The 15,019-nt window shown below is 58.0% G+C and carries 22 protein-coding genes and 3 pseudogenes; 15 read left to right on the top strand and 10 right to left on the bottom strand.

The features are described 5' to 3' along the window. Window positions 1-88 precede the first annotated feature (88 nt). Window positions 89-415 carry a hypothetical protein gene (locus ACF8R3_RS15810; protein WP_058638381.1) on the bottom strand — a complete coding sequence of 109 codons (327 nt, stop codon included), beginning with the start codon at window positions 413-415 and terminating at the stop codon, window positions 89-91. A gap of 213 nt (window positions 416-628) precedes the next feature. Between ACF8R3_RS15810 and ACF8R3_RS15805 the strand changes: the two genes are divergently transcribed. The 3 genes from ACF8R3_RS15805 (at window position 629) to ACF8R3_RS15795 (ending at window position 1,628) form a co-directional block, all read left to right on the top strand. After that, window positions 629-937, top strand: coding sequence for a hypothetical protein (locus tag ACF8R3_RS15805; protein ID WP_078478572.1), 309 nt, complete (start codon window positions 629-631; stop codon window positions 935-937). A gap of 117 nt (window positions 938-1,054) precedes the next feature. Further along, the gene (locus tag ACF8R3_RS15800; protein WP_058638256.1) at window positions 1,055-1,261 is read left to right on the top strand and encodes a hypothetical protein; all 207 of its coding nucleotides are present in this window, start codon (window positions 1,055-1,057) and stop codon (window positions 1,259-1,261) included. A 136-nt stretch (window positions 1,262-1,397) separates the two neighbouring features. Next, complete coding sequence (locus ACF8R3_RS15795) at window positions 1,398-1,628, top strand: hypothetical protein (protein WP_058638257.1); 231 nt, start codon at window positions 1,398-1,400, stop codon at window positions 1,626-1,628. Window positions 1,629-1,664: 36 nt separating this feature from the next. Here ACF8R3_RS15795 and ACF8R3_RS15790 read toward each other — a convergent pair whose 3' ends face one another. After that, on the bottom strand, window positions 1,665-1,973 hold the full coding sequence (locus tag ACF8R3_RS15790; protein ID WP_058638258.1) for a hypothetical protein: 309 nt from the start codon (window positions 1,971-1,973) through the stop codon (window positions 1,665-1,667). A gap of 315 nt (window positions 1,974-2,288) precedes the next feature. On the opposite strand from ACF8R3_RS15790, the gene ACF8R3_RS15785 reads away from it, so the two are divergent. Continuing rightward, complete coding sequence (locus tag ACF8R3_RS15785) at window positions 2,289-2,546, top strand: hypothetical protein (RefSeq protein WP_058604136.1); 258 nt, start codon at window positions 2,289-2,291, stop codon at window positions 2,544-2,546. Between the two features lie 456 nt (window positions 2,547-3,002). Here ACF8R3_RS15785 and ACF8R3_RS15780 read toward each other — a convergent pair whose 3' ends face one another. Next, window positions 3,003-3,302: a hypothetical protein gene (locus ACF8R3_RS15780; RefSeq protein WP_058638260.1), complete on the bottom strand. Its 300-nt coding sequence runs from the start codon at window positions 3,300-3,302 to the stop codon at window positions 3,003-3,005. A gap of 197 nt (window positions 3,303-3,499) precedes the next feature. Between ACF8R3_RS15780 and ACF8R3_RS15775 the strand changes: the two genes are divergently transcribed. Then, complete coding sequence (locus tag ACF8R3_RS15775) at window positions 3,500-3,832, top strand: hypothetical protein (RefSeq protein WP_058638261.1); 333 nt, start codon at window positions 3,500-3,502, stop codon at window positions 3,830-3,832. Between the two features lie 99 nt (window positions 3,833-3,931). Then, window positions 3,932-4,510: a GNAT family N-acetyltransferase gene (locus tag ACF8R3_RS15770; RefSeq protein ID WP_058638262.1), complete on the top strand. Its 579-nt coding sequence runs from the start codon at window positions 3,932-3,934 to the stop codon at window positions 4,508-4,510. Window positions 4,511-4,960: 450 nt separating this feature from the next. Here the strand turns inward: ACF8R3_RS15770 and ACF8R3_RS15765 are convergent, their stop codons facing one another. Together ACF8R3_RS15765 and ACF8R3_RS15760 are read right to left on the bottom strand one after the other, a co-directional pair. Further along, window positions 4,961-5,194 (bottom strand): hypothetical protein, encoded by a 234-nt coding sequence (locus tag ACF8R3_RS15765; protein WP_392515864.1) that lies wholly within the window; start codon window positions 5,192-5,194, stop codon window positions 4,961-4,963. A 165-nt stretch (window positions 5,195-5,359) separates the two neighbouring features. Continuing rightward, on the bottom strand, window positions 5,360-5,776 hold the full coding sequence (locus ACF8R3_RS15760) for a hypothetical protein (RefSeq protein WP_196126669.1): 417 nt from the start codon (window positions 5,774-5,776) through the stop codon (window positions 5,360-5,362). Window positions 5,777-5,941: 165 nt separating this feature from the next. On the opposite strand from ACF8R3_RS15760, the gene ACF8R3_RS15755 reads away from it, so the two are divergent. Further along, window positions 5,942-6,379, top strand: coding sequence for an acetyltransferase (locus ACF8R3_RS15755; RefSeq protein ID WP_058638265.1), 438 nt, complete (start codon window positions 5,942-5,944; stop codon window positions 6,377-6,379). 88 nt (window positions 6,380-6,467) lie between these two features. Next, on the top strand, window positions 6,468-6,845 hold the full coding sequence (locus ACF8R3_RS15750; RefSeq protein WP_058604129.1) for a VOC family protein: 378 nt from the start codon (window positions 6,468-6,470) through the stop codon (window positions 6,843-6,845). 99 nt (window positions 6,846-6,944) lie between these two features. On the opposite strand, the gene ACF8R3_RS15745 is transcribed toward ACF8R3_RS15750, so the two are convergent. Further along, window positions 6,945-7,112 carry a hypothetical protein gene (locus ACF8R3_RS15745; protein ID WP_165919287.1) on the bottom strand — a complete coding sequence of 56 codons (168 nt, stop codon included), beginning with the start codon at window positions 7,110-7,112 and terminating at the stop codon, window positions 6,945-6,947. 120 nt (window positions 7,113-7,232) lie between these two features. Next, window positions 7,233-7,421 carry a hypothetical protein gene (locus tag ACF8R3_RS15740; RefSeq protein ID WP_027916391.1) on the bottom strand — a complete coding sequence of 63 codons (189 nt, stop codon included), beginning with the start codon at window positions 7,419-7,421 and terminating at the stop codon, window positions 7,233-7,235. Window positions 7,422-7,597: 176 nt separating this feature from the next. On the opposite strand from ACF8R3_RS15740, the pseudogene ACF8R3_RS15735 reads away from it, so the two are divergent. The 5 genes and pseudogenes from ACF8R3_RS15735 (at window position 7,598) to arsH (ending at window position 11,147) form a co-directional block, all read left to right on the top strand. Next, window positions 7,598-7,947 (top strand): annotated as a pseudogene (locus ACF8R3_RS15735) (integrase). 335 nt (window positions 7,948-8,282) lie between these two features. Continuing rightward, the gene (locus ACF8R3_RS15730; RefSeq protein ID WP_058638266.1) at window positions 8,283-8,630 is read left to right on the top strand and encodes a metalloregulator ArsR/SmtB family transcription factor; all 348 of its coding nucleotides are present in this window, start codon (window positions 8,283-8,285) and stop codon (window positions 8,628-8,630) included. Between the two features lie 21 nt (window positions 8,631-8,651). Next, window positions 8,652-9,935, top strand: a complete 1,284-nt coding sequence (locus ACF8R3_RS15725) for an arsenic transporter (RefSeq protein ID WP_392515863.1) — start codon at window positions 8,652-8,654, stop codon at window positions 9,933-9,935. Window positions 9,936-9,962: 27 nt separating this feature from the next. After that, window positions 9,963-10,433 carry an arsenate reductase ArsC gene (locus ACF8R3_RS15720; protein WP_326383711.1) on the top strand — a complete coding sequence of 157 codons (471 nt, stop codon included), beginning with the start codon at window positions 9,963-9,965 and terminating at the stop codon, window positions 10,431-10,433. 12 nt (window positions 10,434-10,445) lie between these two features. Beyond that, a complete protein-coding gene (gene arsH / locus ACF8R3_RS15715; protein WP_058638269.1) occupies window positions 10,446-11,147 on the top strand; it encodes an arsenical resistance protein ArsH in 702 nt (233 codons plus the stop codon). A 63-nt stretch (window positions 11,148-11,210) separates the two neighbouring features. Here arsH and ACF8R3_RS15710 read toward each other — a convergent pair whose 3' ends face one another. After that, window positions 11,211-11,540 (bottom strand): DUF2514 family protein, encoded by a 330-nt coding sequence (locus ACF8R3_RS15710; RefSeq protein WP_392515862.1) that lies wholly within the window; start codon window positions 11,538-11,540, stop codon window positions 11,211-11,213. Beyond that, window positions 11,537-11,740 (bottom strand): annotated as a pseudogene (locus ACF8R3_RS15705) (glycoside hydrolase); the annotation flags it as partial. The gene ACF8R3_RS15710 and the pseudogene ACF8R3_RS15705, both read right to left, overlap by 4 nt. A 3-nt stretch (window positions 11,741-11,743) precedes the next feature. Between ACF8R3_RS15705 and ACF8R3_RS15700 the strand changes: the two are divergent. Further along, window positions 11,744-12,199: pseudogene (locus ACF8R3_RS15700) on the top strand (tyrosine-type recombinase/integrase); the annotation flags it as partial. A gap of 35 nt (window positions 12,200-12,234) precedes the next feature. After that, window positions 12,235-13,821: an ABC-F family ATPase gene (locus tag ACF8R3_RS15695; protein ID WP_023533837.1), complete on the top strand. Its 1,587-nt coding sequence runs from the start codon at window positions 12,235-12,237 to the stop codon at window positions 13,819-13,821. Here ACF8R3_RS15695 and ACF8R3_RS15690 read toward each other — a convergent pair. Then, window positions 13,803-14,846, bottom strand: a complete 1,044-nt coding sequence (locus ACF8R3_RS15690; protein WP_145256015.1) for a dienelactone hydrolase — start codon at window positions 14,844-14,846, stop codon at window positions 13,803-13,805. The genes ACF8R3_RS15695 and ACF8R3_RS15690 overlap by 19 nt on opposite strands. Window positions 14,847-15,019 lie beyond the last annotated feature (173 nt).

Genomic DNA, 15,019 nt, shown 5'->3' with positions numbered 1-15,019 from the left:
CGGGCGAAACCACCACACACTTCAGTAGGCGAAGGACCGCCCTTTTTCCTGCAATCACCTACGTAAGCAAATCCGCCCACCGCTGGTGTCAATCAAGACATTCGCGTGCCGCCACCCTCAGCTTGTCGCCCGACAGAAAGCTGCCTTTGTAGAACGTTGCACGGCTACCCTCGCCCGATTCGATCACCTCCAACACATCATCGGTCGTCACCGCACTTGGCGCTGTCATACGTACGCCATGGGGTATGGATTTCTGCGTTGAATTGGGTGCCAGTGCCTGCCACTGCGGCATTACGCAGGCTGCATACTGCTGGGGCGTTTTGGATGTGAGTTTGCTGGCAGTGGGCTTGCCTGGGGAGGCGCAGCCCACAAGTGCTACGCACAGCGCCGGCACGACATAAAGGTAATTAGGCATTTCTTTGGCCTCGATCAGTTGCGGGCATTTTAGCAAGCAGAGCAGGAACGAGTAATGGACCATCGTCGAATGCTGAAAACATCGCGGTTGCCCTTTATTGAACTACCTACGGAACGAATGCAGCCTGTGTTGTTTCTGATGAGCAATCATGCACGGCCACGGTGATGTGGCACTGATTGACTGATCTAATTTGGCTATTCGTTGGAGTCCTACATGGTGTGGTGGCTTGAAGTGCTTGCACAGTTTGCAACCTCCACTGGTCTGGCCATGGTGTGCATCCTGGTGTTCTGGACCTATGGGCTGGCGTTCGGCAGGCTTTACATGAAGCTGCTCGCTTGTCTGCTGGCCAGTGTTCTACTGATGGTTGCTGCATTCCCGCACGGGGTGAATTTTGCTACAGGACTTGGCGCATCAGTGGGCAACAGTCACTCACTGTCGTTGTTCCTGGCTGACGCCACCGGGGTTATCGCTGCGGTTCTGATCGCATCTTTTTTCTTCAATCCGGAACGCTTGATAGAGTAGCCGGCGCTGCGCGCGCTGTCGCCTGACAGTTCTGCCAGTAGCATGGGCAGGTAGAGACTGGCAATGTCATCAGGCCAATCCCGGCACAAGAACGCCTTACCTAAGGATGCCGAACCCATGAAAGAGCCGTCCAAACAAACGCGGTTGTTTTACCAGAGCGGTAAGCTGGTGACCCTTGTAAGTCCCGATCAGCGTCAGCAGATTTTTCGCACCCCTGATACAGCGCTTGCAGAAGCCCGTGCTGATGGCGGCCCTGCCCTACTGGGCACGGACGCTCAAGGATCGGTGCTGATGGTGCAGTCCGAAGACCAGGCACCGTCCTGATGGGGCGCGCGGCCAGGTGGAGAAACAGAGTGCGTCCAGGCGCTCCATCGCCCTGCGCCGTTGCCGCAAGCATCGCCAGGCGCAGCGGACGCGAACATGCTAACGTTGACTCATCTTTCAGCGAGTCAACGTGTTCATGGAATCACTCGATTGCATCAAATCGGACTTGGTCAAAACCGCAGATCATCTAGAAGCGCTTGGCAAAGCCCTCAATGGCCATGCGCGCTTCATACAGGCGCGGGGTGCCCATCCTGATCAGATCGACGTGGACGCGCACATCCAAGCCCTTGCACAGGTGACCGAAGCCCTGCGCGAGGTAGCAACCAAGATGCAGAGCTCGCTTTGCCCTACGGTGCCTAACAAGTAACGCATTGTGTTCGATCCCCATGCACTGCAGATCGCCTCAACGAAACCTGAGCTTGACCACCTTGCTCAAAGCCCACCCGCTGAACACGTAGAACAGGTCCAAGTATAAGCGGCCGGCATAATTGGGCATTGGGTGGTTATCGATGAGCTGCTCAGGGCCGGGGTTAGGCGGCATGAGCGTGTAGAATGCATTCGGGATCAGAGCCAAGGCGATCAACAGCAAATAGGTTGCCCTTCTGATCCACTGCGCGCTTGGTGTAGGCTTGGCTGACCATTTGACGCCGTAGTATGCGATCAGACCTGCTACGGGCAATACCCAGAAATGTGTTGGAATACCAATGAACATTTCAGCCACAGCACTTCTTGTTTCCACGCAAGTTCCTCCAATTGAATAAGCGAAGTATTGCGGTTGGGTTTGTCAAAAGCAAAGCACCCATGACGCCTCTACCCGCCTGGCTGCTATTCGAGCGTTCAGTTGACCTCTTGAGTGAAGGCATCTGTCACTTCCGGAGCGCAGTCACTGTCGCTGGGTTTGCATCCAGCGTGGATGCAAACCCAGTACACGTTCCGTACCGCGCGTAGTAGCGTTCGGCTTTCGACGAACTGCCAGGGTCCGTTGCTATTGCCCACGGACCGGGCCACTTACGAACTGGGAAGTCAAATGGAACACGTCCATTCCGTCAGCCAAGACGTCATCGATTCAGCACTCATCGCGTTTTCACGTTTCAAAATTGGTGAAATCAAGGTATTCGATCTTGAAAGTGCAATGAGTTATGAAGCCGGGCAAGCGCTTGCCCGCAGCGGACTGGTGCGATTCTCGATTCACAAGATGCCTTCGGGGCGGTACCGCATCAGTGACGAAGGCGAAAACGCGATTACCGAAGCAGGCCGAGCACGGCTAGAGGTAATCAGGGGCTGAGTCGACGATTGGCTGCGATCAATCACCAAAGATGCAGCGGCACGGGGTGACCCGTGCCGCCTCGCTCCATCAGGTACCCTGACTCCAGTGAGCGGCGATCGCCAATATAACGAAAGCCACCACCGCTTCCACAACGAGGTAGATACCGTAGAAATCCTCTGAAAACATACGCAACTATCCGCTTGAAAGACGACTGTCCACGGCCGGGCGAGCCGGCGCGTAAGTCAGATAAGCGATGGCATTCAGAAGTTCACGCCCAGTGAGCACTATCAGGCAACGCCGGGCGGTATCCCATCTTTGTTCTTGTCCTTGAGCCTCGCTTTTTCCTCCTCGGTGGCGTGAGCCGGTACCTCATCTTTCTTGGGTTCATGCTGCTGATCAGTCATGCTCAAGCTCCTCAACGTGTCATGCGTTAGGCATTGGTCGCGCCCAGCAGTTCAGACGCATACGCAGCCATCACGTTCCATGATCACGCTTGGGGATGCCCAGGGAATTGCACGAAGCCACATCACGGGCCTTCATGACGCCCCAGGCCAATGCCCGGGACATGGACTCCTTTGGGCGGTCGTCGAACGCCTCCTCATAGACAGGCATGCCGCCCGGGGCATAGACACCGATGAACAATTGAACCCGGCCGTTTCGCGACAAGCGAACCTGAACATTGATCGACGTTCTGTCGATCAACGTCTCTTCGTGCGCGCGGTGGTGCAACGTAGGATCAGCCCAGGACCAGAACACACTGCCGCGCATCCGCATCGCGCCTCCTAATACTTTAGTCTAATGGCCACTACGGGGGACATTAGCGGCCCGCCGCTTGGGCTACTAGCAAAATATGGCATCGAGCGTTATCGATCAGACGAGCGGAAAACGTCAGTGCCATAATGCAGGACCATGCCGACAGGGAGCCATTGGCGATGCCTGGACACACTGCACATCTGCCGCGAGCATAAATCATGAACACGTTAGTTACCTTCTTCTCAGCCGCGGTGATGCCACTGTTGGCGATTAGCCTGACGGTCATGGCGCACCGGCACGTCATGAAGAAATGGCGAGCGAAGATCGATACCGAACTTGCAGATGCCTTGAGCACCTTAGGGGTCACTAGGTACACATTACTGGTCGACAAATTAACCTCGCCCAGTACGGACAGAACCGCCCAGGTCTATCGCATCCTCCGTGGCGAGCGTGGAGACCATTATCTGTTCATGAAAATTGGAGACCAGCCAGGCCTGCTCAAGCCGCTGAGCAAGGAACGGGCTTTGTTGGCTGTGCGGGTCAATGGTTAATATGCCTTGAAGGACGCATCAGCCTGACTTCGATAAGCACAGAGCGTCAGACTCAGACCGATAGCCTTACTCGTTAAAGGACCAAGAGGTATCAACTCCATGGATGGTCATCCCACGCTTTTTACTGATCGGCTGGTGCTCACGCGTCTGTGCTTGGAGGACGTTGCCTTCATCCAAGAGCAATTCCCCCAATGGGAGGTGGTGCGCTATCTGGATAGTCGGGTTTCATGGCCTTACCCAGTCGACGGCGCCCTGGCCTATGTTCGCGACATTGCGCTGCCGGGAATGGCGGCAGGTTGTGAATGGCATTGGATGATTCGCATGCGTGATGACCCTGACTGCAGACTGGGCAGCATTAGCCTGTTCGAACAGCCCGGAAACAACAGGGGTTTCTGGCTGGCACCGCAGTGGTGGGGTCGCGGTTATATGCGTGAGGCGTGCGCAGTCGTCACCGCCTACTGGTTCGAAACACTGGCGCGGCCGATCATGCAGGTGCCCAAGGCGGTGGCCAATCACGCATCTCGTCGAGTATCAGAATTTGAGGGCATGCGCTTGGTGGGCTTGCAGAAAGGATGGTTTGTAAGCGGCTTGATGGATGTTGAACTCTGGCAGATGACGCGGGCTGACTGGTTGGCAAATACCGCAGCTTACAGGGCTGATGGTCGCGGTATTGGTTGAACTGGAAAGGAGCCATTTGATTCGACTCACCTGTGCCCTGCTTATTGCCAACGCCGTCCTAACCGGGACACTTGGTGGATGAGGTTGCAATGAATAAAGGTCTACTAATCGCGCTGATGGCGACCCTGCTTACAGGATGCAATCACTACTTCAACAGCCCCTATGGCAGTCGCTGGGATCAGCGAAACATCCCCTGCGACGCCACACCACCCAACCAGCCTGGGTGCTACGACAATGTGCATCAAGAAGGGCTTCTCAACAGGCTTTTCGAAAAGGGCTAGTCATGCCTACCTTCTTCACGCGCTTGTTCAAGCGCAAAAATAAGTCAGGGCAGGCTGGGCTCAACCGTTCAACCGATTCCAGCCAGATCAGCCATGCCTGCTCCTTTGCGTTCACGAACAACGACGAGCCAGCGCCCATTACCTATTCGGGACGACACCATGACGGCCATCATGTCAGCAACAGCGACCCTTCGAGTGACAGCCATTCTGGCGACAGCGCATCGAGTTCCAGCAGTTGTGACTGACGACCCGTCATCTTCTGGGTAACCAGGTCGCGATCAGCCATATCACACCTGTCGCCAGCACCCAAGGCCACCTGCTTGCGGGGTTCATTGCCATTGCGACCAACGCGATAACGATCAATGCTGCCCCAGCCCATCGCTTGCGTGCTGGTGTAAACCATCTCTGAAAACGCTTATGCCTGTGCTGCAAGTTATCACCACCCACCTTGCACTTTGACGACCGCAGTCTCAACCGTCGCGCTGAGTCAACGCGCCCTGTATCTGCATGAGTTGACGTGTACCGGAACTCTGCGGCCATCTGCATGCGTGTCCCGTTTATAGGCAGGTCAGGGAACAGCACCGCCCGCCTGCTTCATTTCCTGCAAGGCTATCCGCCTGTGCTGCAGCGCTGACTGATCTTCGATCCTACGCACCGCCAGTGTTCTCAATACCTCATAAGCAAGCGCGTTACAGGCAGGCTCCGATACGCCGTCCTCATGCTTGATGTCGATAGCCGCTTGCCGGCGCTCAATCTCCATCCTTGCGGGGTCATACTGAAATGCTGCAGCATGCTCTTCAAGCATCACACTATTGGCAGCAGCCAGGTCGACATCCAGCATTCCGGTGATCGCGCACTGCTCCCCGGTAATGGATGACAGCGCAAAGCCCTTGTACTGAGCCTCCTCCATCACTGGCCGTGCAGGTTGCGCAGTACAGCTTGAAAGCATGACAGTGGCCATAATTAGGCATTGATAGTTTTTCATCAGGTCATGTCAGGTCTAATAAAGTTGATGAGCCATGCATTACAATCGGCCTCGTCAAATCCGCGCTCAAGGCACTGCACGCTCGGCCACGATACTGATGACGCGTAGGCTTCCTATCACGCCTACCGCGCCCCTTTCCAACTATTACCTGTTAAGGATGATGCCATGATCATTCGCCAGGCCACTAATGTCGACCATCCGCAGCTGCTGGACATTTGGCTGCGCGCTGTGCGCGCTACCCACCATTTCTTGCAGCAAGCCGATATTGAGGCATTGCTTGTTCAACTGCGCGATGTCTACCTGCCTGCTGTCGAATTATGGATCGCGGAAGAGCCCAAGGACGGACCGCTTGGGTTCATTGGGCTTAATGAAAGCCACGTAGAAATGCTGTTTATCGAACCCGATCGGCGAGGTGAAGGCATCGGCCGCGCGCTATTGGATCATGCCCGCGGTTTGCGCGGTCAAATCAGTGTTGATGTGAATGAGCAGAATCCGGAAGCGGTTGGGTTCTATCTGCATTATGGCTTTATCCAAACAGGCCGCTCCCCTCTGGATGGCGAGGGTCGCCCCTTCCCCTTGCTGCACCTGAGCTTGCCTGGCTAGCACTGTTGTCAGGGAGCGCTCTATTTCGCTCGTTGGTCAGGACGAAAAGCTCATCGGACCCCAACTGCTCACCTAGAGAGGCAGAGAAATGATCGACCATCTTGATCACCTCGTTTTGACAACCATCGATGTCGAGGCATGCAAGGATTTCTACACCCGCATCATGGGCATGAAGCTGGAAAACTTCGGTGCTGGGCGCTTGGCTATGCGCTTCGGTGAGCAAAAGATCAACGTGCACGTGCGTGGCCACGAATTCGAACCCAAAGCTCACTTGCCGGTACCGGGCGCACTGGACCTCTGCTTCATCGCCTCGATCAGCCTTGAGGAAGTCGTGGCCCACTTGAAAGCACAACAGTGGCCAATCATTGAGGGCCCCGTTCAACGTACCGGCGCCACAGGACCTATCCGATCCATTTATGTGCGCGACCCGGACCTCAACTTGATAGAGATATCGGAGCGGCTCTAGTCGGTTTCGCAAAGCAGAGCGTGGAAGTCCAGGCAGGCCTGGATTAGTCTCAAGAAATTGAGCAGGCTATCGGGGGCTGCCGGTGGCAGCCCCAAATGATCAGGAAAAGAGCTTGAACGCTACCCAGCTCGTCGCCAGGGCGAACACTGCGCCTGCAGCAGCCGACAGAAAGATGCTGCGCGCTTGGTGTTGCGTGCCCTCACGGACCTCGCTGCCCAGCTGTGCTAGGTTCTCTTTCATCTGCTTGATAACTTGATCATGGCTCATGGTCGTCCTCGCTTGGGATGCCAGGTCACGCCTGTCGCAAGACCCTATGGCGCTAGTGTCGACCGAATTGGCGTAAAGCTCAAGACCGCTCGGCGCAAGCCTGTTTTCTCAGTGGGCAGGCTAGAGCTTTTGAATGAAGGCAGCAGCGGTAACGATGACGGTGACTAGCCCTCCCACCGCGACAAATGGGTAAAACAGCGTCTCGCGCTTCATTTTGTTGGCCTCGGCGATCAATTTTCGCGCCTCGGCAGTGAGCTTGTGAATTTCAGCCTGAAGCTTCTCAAGCTCCAGCTCCTCCTTCTCGGTCATTGGTCGTCCTTCCGTGCCTCGAGCCGCACCCCGTCGTGCGTCCTGCGTGCTGCATTATGTGCGCTTGAGTTAGGTAATGCAGCATGCCGCTGTTTTGCAGTTTGGCAGCTTTTCCGACTTCATGAGATTCCACACGGCGCCTGGGGCAGCCGCCGTTAGCGGCTGCACCTCGCTGCATGACATCCAGATTGACGCACCAGCAATACCCTTTGCTATTCCAGCCGAACAAAGGTGGGCTGTGGATCGGCGAGACAAGTGTTACAATCCGCCAGTTCAAATCAGCGCCCAAGGCGCTGAACATCCGTGACCGCCGGCAGTACGCCCCCCCACACCTACGCAACCATGTGCTTGATGCCTGGGATGAACCCTGCGTTCATTGCAAATCAGCTCGGCCATAGCGTTGAAATGTTGCTCTCGACCTACGCGAAATGGATCAGCTCCTCCTCGGACTGGAGGGAGCTGGAGAAGCTGCCGCCCCGCGTCACGATTGGCCCATGCGTGGTCCAACCGTGACGCAAGGGGCTAAATACACCTCTGCCCCCCCCGCAGGACAAGCACTTGATCTCCACAGCAAACATCACCATGCGCTATGCCATGGGGTTTTGCGGGTGGGAATGTGTCGATTTTGCTGGGCCAAACTCCTCTCACTTCCTCACCGATACTCATGAGTTGGTTCGCGAATTGGTCCGATGGCTTTCATCCGGCCATGATGCCGATCCGGCATAACGCACGTCGTTCCCGGCGTATGCTCCGCTGATTCAAAGTCTGCTATCGACCCACAGCGGACTTTCAGACCGTATCTGCTTGCATCACACATATGTATATTCGTATATTCGGATTTCCATATGTTATGGTGCAGCCATGATTACCCCGCCCGATGTGTTCAAGAACTTATCCGACGAGACCCGTGCTCGCGCCACCTTGCTGATCGCTAGCCTCGGTGAACTCTGTGTCTGCGAACTGATGTGCGCTTTGCATGACAGCCAACCCAAGATAAGTCGCCACCTAGCGCAGCTGCGCAGCAGTGGCATGCTGCTGGACCGTCGACAGGGTCAATGGGTGTACTACCGCCTAAATCCGGATCTTCCCGACTGGGTGCATGAAATGCTGCAGGTAACCTTGCAGGCCAACTCACAGTGGTTGGCAGAAAACTCGCTTCGGCTGCAAAACATGGACGGCCGCCCCGTTCGTGACGCTGCCTGCTGCTGATCAACATCGAGCGAGGCTTTCATGCTGATTGCAATTGCCGTCTTTGTGTTCACCCTAATCTTGGTCATCTGGCAGCCGAAGGGACTTGGGGTTGGCTGGAGTGCCGCACTCGGTGCCCTCATCGCCTTGGCGTCGGGTGCCGTTTCGCTGCACGACATCCCAACCGTGTGGGCGATTGTCTGGAACGCCACCGCCACCTTCATCGCCATCATCATCATCAGCCTGTTGCTGGACGAGGCAGGTTTTTTCGAGTGGGCCGCGTTGTATGTGGCGCGCTGGGCAAACGGCAGCGGCTACCGCCTGTTCGGCTTCTGCGTGCTGCTCGGTGCTGCCGTGTCGGCGCTGTTCGCTAACGATGGTGCGGCGCTGATACTCACGCCCATCGTCATTTCGATGCTTCTCGCGCTGCGTTTTTCTCCTGCCGCGACGCTGGCTTTCGTCATGGCCGCCGGCTTCATCGCCGATACGGCGAGCCTGCCGCTGGTAGTCTCCAACCTGGTGAACATCGTCTCGGCCGAATACTTCAGGCTGGGTTTCAGCGAGTACGCCTCGGTGATGGTGCCGGTGAATTTCGCCAGCGTGGGCGCAACGTTGCTGGTGCTATTCCTGTTCTTCCGCCGTGACATCCCTAAGCAATACACGGTCGGGGCCTTGAAAGTCCCAAGCGAGGCGATTCATGACCGCGCAACCTTCAACGTCGGTGGCTGGGTGCTGGTGGTGCTGTTGATCGGCCTGTTTGCCCTGGAACCACTTGGTATCCCGATCAGTGCGGTAGCCGCAGCCTGTGCGGCGATCCTCTTTGCCGTCGCCGCTCGCGGGCACCGCATTTCGACCCGTCGGGTGCTACGCGAAGCGCCTTGGCAGGTAGTGATCTTTTCTCTTGGGATGTACCTAGTGGTCTACGGGCTGAAGAACGCCGGCCTCACCGATATGCTCACTCACTTACTCGACAGACTTGCGCAGCAAGGGCTGTGGGCTGCCGCCATCGGCACTGGGTTGATCGCCGCATTACTATCCTCTGTCATGAACAACATGCCCAGCGTGCTGGTTGGCGCCCTGTCGATCCAGGCCAGCGAGGCGCAAGGGCTGGTGCGTGAGGCGATGATCTACGCCAACGTCATCGGTTGCGACCTCGGCCCAAAAATCACCCCTATCGGCAGCCTCGCCACGCTGCTCTGGCTGCACGTGCTTGAGCGCAAAGGCGTGCGCATCACCTGGGGTTACTACTTCAAGGTCGGCATCCTGCTGACGCTGCCGGTTCTGTTGGTCACTCTTTCGGCCCTGGCATTGCGCCTGAGCCTCTGACATCCGCCACGAAGCGGAGGAGCCCCCATGCGAGTCCTGTTCATGTGCACGGCCAATAGCTGCCGCAGCATCCTTTCCGAGGCAATGTTCAGTCACTTGGCGCCTCCCGGATTTGAAGCCGTCAGTTCCGGCAGTTTTCCGAAGGGCCAAGTGTTGCCTCGTACCCTGACCACTTTGCAGCATGCCGGCATCTCAACCGAAGGGCTGAGCAGCAAGGGCAATGACGCGTTCGTGGACTGTCCTCCTGGCATCGTCATCACGGTGTGCGACAAGGCAGCAGGTGAAGCTTGCCCGGTGTATTTCGGCCCTGCACTGAAGTCTCACTGGGGGCTGGAGGATCCGTCCGATGTCGTGGCTGACCATGCATCGGTCGAAGCAGCATTCCGCGCCACGCTGGCTCGCATCGAGTTACGCTGCCGGGCGTTCTTCGCCCTTTCTTTTGGCACCCTTAGCCGCGACGAACTCAAACGCGAGCTGGATCGCATTGGCGCTCTGTAACCAGGAGGAAGCATGTCCGATCAACTGCCTAATCTCGATCTCTCGCTGTTTGACCTACCGACAGCGACAACCTCTATCAGCGAGCACAAGCCGCGCATCCTTTTACTATACGGATCGACCCGCGAGCGCTCCTTCAGCCGCCTACTGGTGGAAGAAGCAGCGCGCCTGCTTGAGCACTTCGGCGCAGAGACGCGCATCTTTAACCCCTCTGGTCTGCCGCTACCTGACGACGTGCCGGTGGAGCATCCCAAGGTGCAGGAGCTGCGTGACCTGGTGCAGTGGTCGGAAGGCCAGGTCTGGTGCTCGCCGGAGCGTCACGGGGCAATGTCCGCCGTGTTCAAAGCCCAAATCGACTGGGTTCCCCTCGCGCTTGGGGCCGTGCGCCCCACCCAGGGCAAGACACTGGCGGTAATGCAGGTCTGCGGCGGCTCGCAGTCATTCAACGTAGTCAACCAGCTGCGGGTGCTGGGCCGCTGGATGCGCATGTTCACGATCCCCAACCAGTCGTCGCTCCCAAAGGCCTATCAGGAGTTCGACGATGTGGGCCGCATGAAGCCGTCTGCGTACTACGATCGCGTGGTGGACGTCATGGAAGAACTGGTCAAATTCACCCTGTTGTTACGTGATCGCCAGCAGTTTCTGGTGGATCGGTATTCGGAACGCAAAGAAAGCGCCGAGCAGCTTTCCGTCCGAGTAAATCAGCGCTCAATCTGAGGCATACATGTGCATTGAAGTCAGACAAGCCCGGCCCGATGACGCTGCGGCGATCCAGGCCATCTACGCCCCTTTCGTGACGACGGCGGCAGCGAACTGGGCTGCGTCGCTGCGCAGCCGCTGGCCAGCAGCGTCAGCGCTAGCACCACCGGCAGCCGCGACAACTCTTTGATCATGGGCAGTGGCTCTCGCCTCCTCCTGCGCCCGCGCGCCTTGACGTTGCTGCTGACGAGCGTCACGCTCACCGATCACCTCGGCAAGACGAACGCCGCTATCGCGCTTGGCCGACACTTGGCCAGCCTGCGCCTGCTCTACACTCCGGCCGTGCTCGTAGGCGCCCCAGTGGCTGGCCACCAAGACCACGGCAGCCGCCAAGCCAACCCAGGGGCTCATGCCACGGTCCCGCCCAGCTCTACCCACCGCCCCAGCAGCTTGTCTAGGCGGTGCGGGTTTTGCCCATAGGTGTTCCTGGGGAAGCTCGTCCAGATGTTCGAGCATTTGGCGATCGCTTGCTGAATACTGCCAGCCTTGATGTCATCCAGCGCGCGCCGCCCCCGGATCTGCTGTGGGGCTATGCGATCCTGGTTCTCAGGACGCACGTCCGAAGGACAGTCGCTTTGGGCAAGGTCGAGGAGAAAACGAAGACAGGAATGGACCGTTTTGTGCTGCTGAACGATCGGGCATTGCGTGCTACCCAGTTCGCCAGGCAATACGCCGATCGCCGCAGGAATGGCAAAGGAGCGGTGGCCGTAACGCCGTTTGTTTTCCCGCCTTCCAAGAGCGCCGAGTATGTCAAGCAGACCTCTGACCTGCATAAGCAGTGGGTACAGGTGCTCAGTGAGCTTGGGATTCGACGTCGCCCCCCATATAACTGCCGCCACACGTATGCGACAATATGCTCAATGTCTGGTCTGAATCCCGCATTTATCGCCCAACAGCTGGGTCACAGCGTTCAAATGCTGCTATCCACCTATGCTCGTTGGCTTAACTCAAGCTCCGACTGGAGCGAGCTGGAAAAACTCAAAATTGGTATCAAATCGGTATCAGGTTGAGATCCAGCCCCGTAAGTGACTGATAGGTTAGCCCTTTGATCTCTACCGCCAACATCACCATGCAATTCGGCTCCAAGCCGCTGTTCGAAAACGTTTCGGTCAAATTCAACAACGGCAACCGCTATGGCCTGATCGGCGCCAACGGCTGCGGCAAGTCGACCTTCATGAAGATCCTGGGCGGCGACCTGGAGCCTTCTGGCGGCCAGGTGATGCTCGAGCCGAACACACGCCTGGGCAAGCTGCGCCAGGACCAGTTCGCCTACGAAGAATTCACCGTGATCGATACCGTGATCATGGGCCACGGCCATCTCTGGAAGGTCAAGGCCGAGCGTGACCGTATCTATTCGCTGCCTGAAATGTCCGAAGAAGACGGTATGGCGGTCGCCGAGCTGGAAACGGAGTTCGCCGAAATGGACGGCTACACCGCCGAGTCCCGCGCAGGCGAATTGCTGCTGGGCCTGGGTATTCCGCTGGAGCAGCATTTCGGCCCCATGAGCGAAGTGGCGCCAGGCTGGAAACTGCGCGTGCTGCTGGCCCAGGCGTTGTTCTCCGACCCGGACGTACTGCTGCTCGACGAGCCAACCAACCACCTGGACATCAATACCATCCGCTGGTTGGAAACCGTGCTCACCGCGCGTAACAGCACCATGGTGATCATTTCCCACGACCGCCACTTCCTCAACAGCGTGTGCACCCACATGGCTGACCTGGACTACGGTGAGCTGCGCCTGTTCCCCGGCAACTACGACGAGTACATGACTGCCGCCACCCAGGCCCGCGAGCAGTTGCTGTCGGACAACGCCAAAAAGAAAGCCCAGATCGCCGAACTGCAAACCTTCGTCAGCCGCTTCTCGGCCAACGCCTCCAAGGCCAAGCAAGCCACCTCGCGGGCCAAGCAGATCGACAAGATCCAGCTGGCCGAGGTCAAGCCGTCGAGCCGGGTCAGCCCGTTCATCCGCTTCGAGCAGACCAAGAAACTGCACCGCCAGGCTGTGACGGTCGAAAAAATGGCCAAGGCCTTCGACGACAAGGTGCTGTTCAAGGACCTCGGCTTCACCGTCGAAGCCGGAGAGCGCGTCGCGATCATCGGGCCCAACGGCATCGGCAAGACCACCTTGCTGCGTACGCTCGTGGGCGAGATGACCCCGGACAAGGGCGAAGTCAAATGGACCGACAGCGCGGAAGTGGGCTACTACGCCCAGGACCACGCCCATGATTTCGAAGACGACATGACCCTGTTCGACTGGATGGGCCAGTGGACATCGGGTGAGCAGGTGATCCGCGGCACGCTGGGGCGCATGCTGTTCTCCAACGATGAAATCCTCAAGTCGGTCAAGGTCATCTCCGGTGGCGAACAGGGCCGCATGCTGTTCGGCAAGCTGATTCTGCAAAAGCCCAACGTGTTGGTCATGGACGAACCGACCAACCACCTGGACATGGAATCGATCGAAGCGTTGAACCTGGCACTGGAAAACTATCCAGGCACCTTGCTCTTCGTCAGCCACGACCGTGAATTCGTCTCCTCGCTTGCGACCCGCATCATCGAGCTGTCAGCCGATGGCGTGGTGGACTTCAGCGGCACCTACGACGAATACCTGCGCAGTCAGGGCGTGGTGGCCTGATTCAGCGTAATCGCTGAACGCCTCTGAGGCTGCGGCGCATCGAGCGTCTGCTCGAAGAACGCAGCCGTCTCGCGTTGCAGCGAACGATGGATGTGCCGGCGGTCCACACCCTCGGCATCCTTGCACAGCGCCGGCATGCGCAGGGCCTGCTCGGCGTCGCAATGCGCCATGAATACGAAATGACCGGCCCCTGCCAGCAGGCGGTAGTCAGGTGTGAGGGGTAACTTGCGAGCCAGGGCCTGGGCGTTGCGATCCACCGCCACGAGCTGGTCCTTGTCGCCGCTGTAGATGAGCACCGGCAGGTGCACATCGACCAGGGCGTGGCGTCCGAACAGCAGGCTCAGCGGCGCCATCAGCATCACTGCGCCGACGCGTGAGTCTGCCTGTGGCGAAAGTTCGCTGCGGTCGGCAATCAATACACCGTGGGTTTTGCAGGCATCGTGATCATCCGGTCGCTCGAGGCAATACGCACGCAGGCGATCAAGGTCAGGGCGCGCGCCGGCCAGGATCAAGGCAGTTTCGCCGCCAGCCGAATAGCCAATCAATCCGACTTTCCCGCCATTGAGCCGAGGCCCAAGCAGTGCATCGCTGCGCGCTGCGGTGATAGCGGCGCTGACTTGCAGCGGCCGACCGTACAGATTGCTCAGGGTGCCCAGCCGGCTGGGGTCGCGGGCATTGTCGCCTGGGTGGACCACGGCCACCACTACATACCCTTGCTTGGCCAGTGAGGTTGCCAAATAGTGCAAGGCCAGTGGGCTACCGGTGTTGCCATGCGAGAGCACGAGCAACGGAAAACGCCCTTGGGCCACAGGCGCCTCTTCAGCCACCTCCAGCGCGTAACCGTCGATGTGGCTGGCGCGGGTATGCCCCTTGGCGGGATAGAACGCCAAGGCTTGCATCGGGCGGTTGTCTACCGGGTCGGTCAGGGTCATGTGATGCAGCCCTGCCACCCAGGGCGCAGCATCAGCGGCGCCCATCGGGCCAACGACCATGGCCAGTGCCAGCAAGCAACGAGAAAGGATCATGGGGGCTCTGCGCATCTGCCACTGGATAGCTTGAGCTTAATCGCTGCCCTCCCGTCAAAAATGAAAAACCGATGAAACATCGGCTGCGCCATGGCAGATCCGTTTTGTGTTTGTGCGCGTCATCGAACCCGTGGCATATAGGCAGGTCAATCAGACGTCGTCGATCATTCGCA

The sequence above is a fragment of the Pseudomonas sp. FYR_7 genome, from assembly GCF_043106155.1.
Taxonomy (GTDB): domain Bacteria; phylum Pseudomonadota; class Gammaproteobacteria; order Pseudomonadales; family Pseudomonadaceae; genus Aquipseudomonas; species Aquipseudomonas parafulva_B.
Note: the sequence above shows the minus strand (reverse complement) of the source record. Positions and strands in the feature narration are given on the sequence as shown.

Coding starts and splice junctions, on each gene's coding strand:
- ACF8R3_RS15810 (WP_058638381.1), bottom strand. CDS start 415: ATGCCTAATTACCTTTATGTCGTGCCGGCGCTGTGCGTAGCACTTGTG.
- ACF8R3_RS15805 (WP_078478572.1), top strand. CDS start 629: ATGGTGTGGTGGCTTGAAGTGCTTGCACAGTTTGCAACCTCCACTGGT.
- ACF8R3_RS15800 (WP_058638256.1), top strand. CDS start 1,055: ATGAAAGAGCCGTCCAAACAAACGCGGTTGTTTTACCAGAGCGGTAAG.
- ACF8R3_RS15795 (WP_058638257.1), top strand. CDS start 1,398: ATGGAATCACTCGATTGCATCAAATCGGACTTGGTCAAAACCGCAGAT.
- ACF8R3_RS15790 (WP_058638258.1), bottom strand. CDS start 1,973: ATGTTCATTGGTATTCCAACACATTTCTGGGTATTGCCCGTAGCAGGT.
- ACF8R3_RS15785 (WP_058604136.1), top strand. CDS start 2,289: ATGGAACACGTCCATTCCGTCAGCCAAGACGTCATCGATTCAGCACTC.
- ACF8R3_RS15780 (WP_058638260.1), bottom strand. CDS start 3,302: ATGCGGATGCGCGGCAGTGTGTTCTGGTCCTGGGCTGATCCTACGTTG.
- ACF8R3_RS15775 (WP_058638261.1), top strand. CDS start 3,500: ATGAACACGTTAGTTACCTTCTTCTCAGCCGCGGTGATGCCACTGTTG.
- ACF8R3_RS15770 (WP_058638262.1), top strand. CDS start 3,932: ATGGATGGTCATCCCACGCTTTTTACTGATCGGCTGGTGCTCACGCGT.
- ACF8R3_RS15765 (WP_392515864.1), bottom strand. CDS start 5,194: ATGGTTTACACCAGCACGCAAGCGATGGGCTGGGGCAGCATTGATCGT.
- ACF8R3_RS15760 (WP_196126669.1), bottom strand. CDS start 5,776: ATGAAAAACTATCAATGCCTAATTATGGCCACTGTCATGCTTTCAAGC.
- ACF8R3_RS15755 (WP_058638265.1), top strand. CDS start 5,942: ATGATCATTCGCCAGGCCACTAATGTCGACCATCCGCAGCTGCTGGAC.
- ACF8R3_RS15750 (WP_058604129.1), top strand. CDS start 6,468: ATGATCGACCATCTTGATCACCTCGTTTTGACAACCATCGATGTCGAG.
- ACF8R3_RS15745 (WP_165919287.1), bottom strand. CDS start 7,112: ATGAGCCATGATCAAGTTATCAAGCAGATGAAAGAGAACCTAGCACAG.
- ACF8R3_RS15740 (WP_027916391.1), bottom strand. CDS start 7,421: ATGACCGAGAAGGAGGAGCTGGAGCTTGAGAAGCTTCAGGCTGAAATT.
- ACF8R3_RS15730 (WP_058638266.1), top strand. CDS start 8,283: ATGATTACCCCGCCCGATGTGTTCAAGAACTTATCCGACGAGACCCGT.
- ACF8R3_RS15725 (WP_392515863.1), top strand. CDS start 8,652: ATGCTGATTGCAATTGCCGTCTTTGTGTTCACCCTAATCTTGGTCATC.
- ACF8R3_RS15720 (WP_326383711.1), top strand. CDS start 9,963: ATGCGAGTCCTGTTCATGTGCACGGCCAATAGCTGCCGCAGCATCCTT.
- arsH (WP_058638269.1), top strand. CDS start 10,446: ATGTCCGATCAACTGCCTAATCTCGATCTCTCGCTGTTTGACCTACCG.
- ACF8R3_RS15710 (WP_392515862.1), bottom strand. CDS start 11,540: ATGAGCCCCTGGGTTGGCTTGGCGGCTGCCGTGGTCTTGGTGGCCAGC.
- ACF8R3_RS15690 (WP_145256015.1), bottom strand. CDS start 14,846: ATGATCCTTTCTCGTTGCTTGCTGGCACTGGCCATGGTCGTTGGCCCG.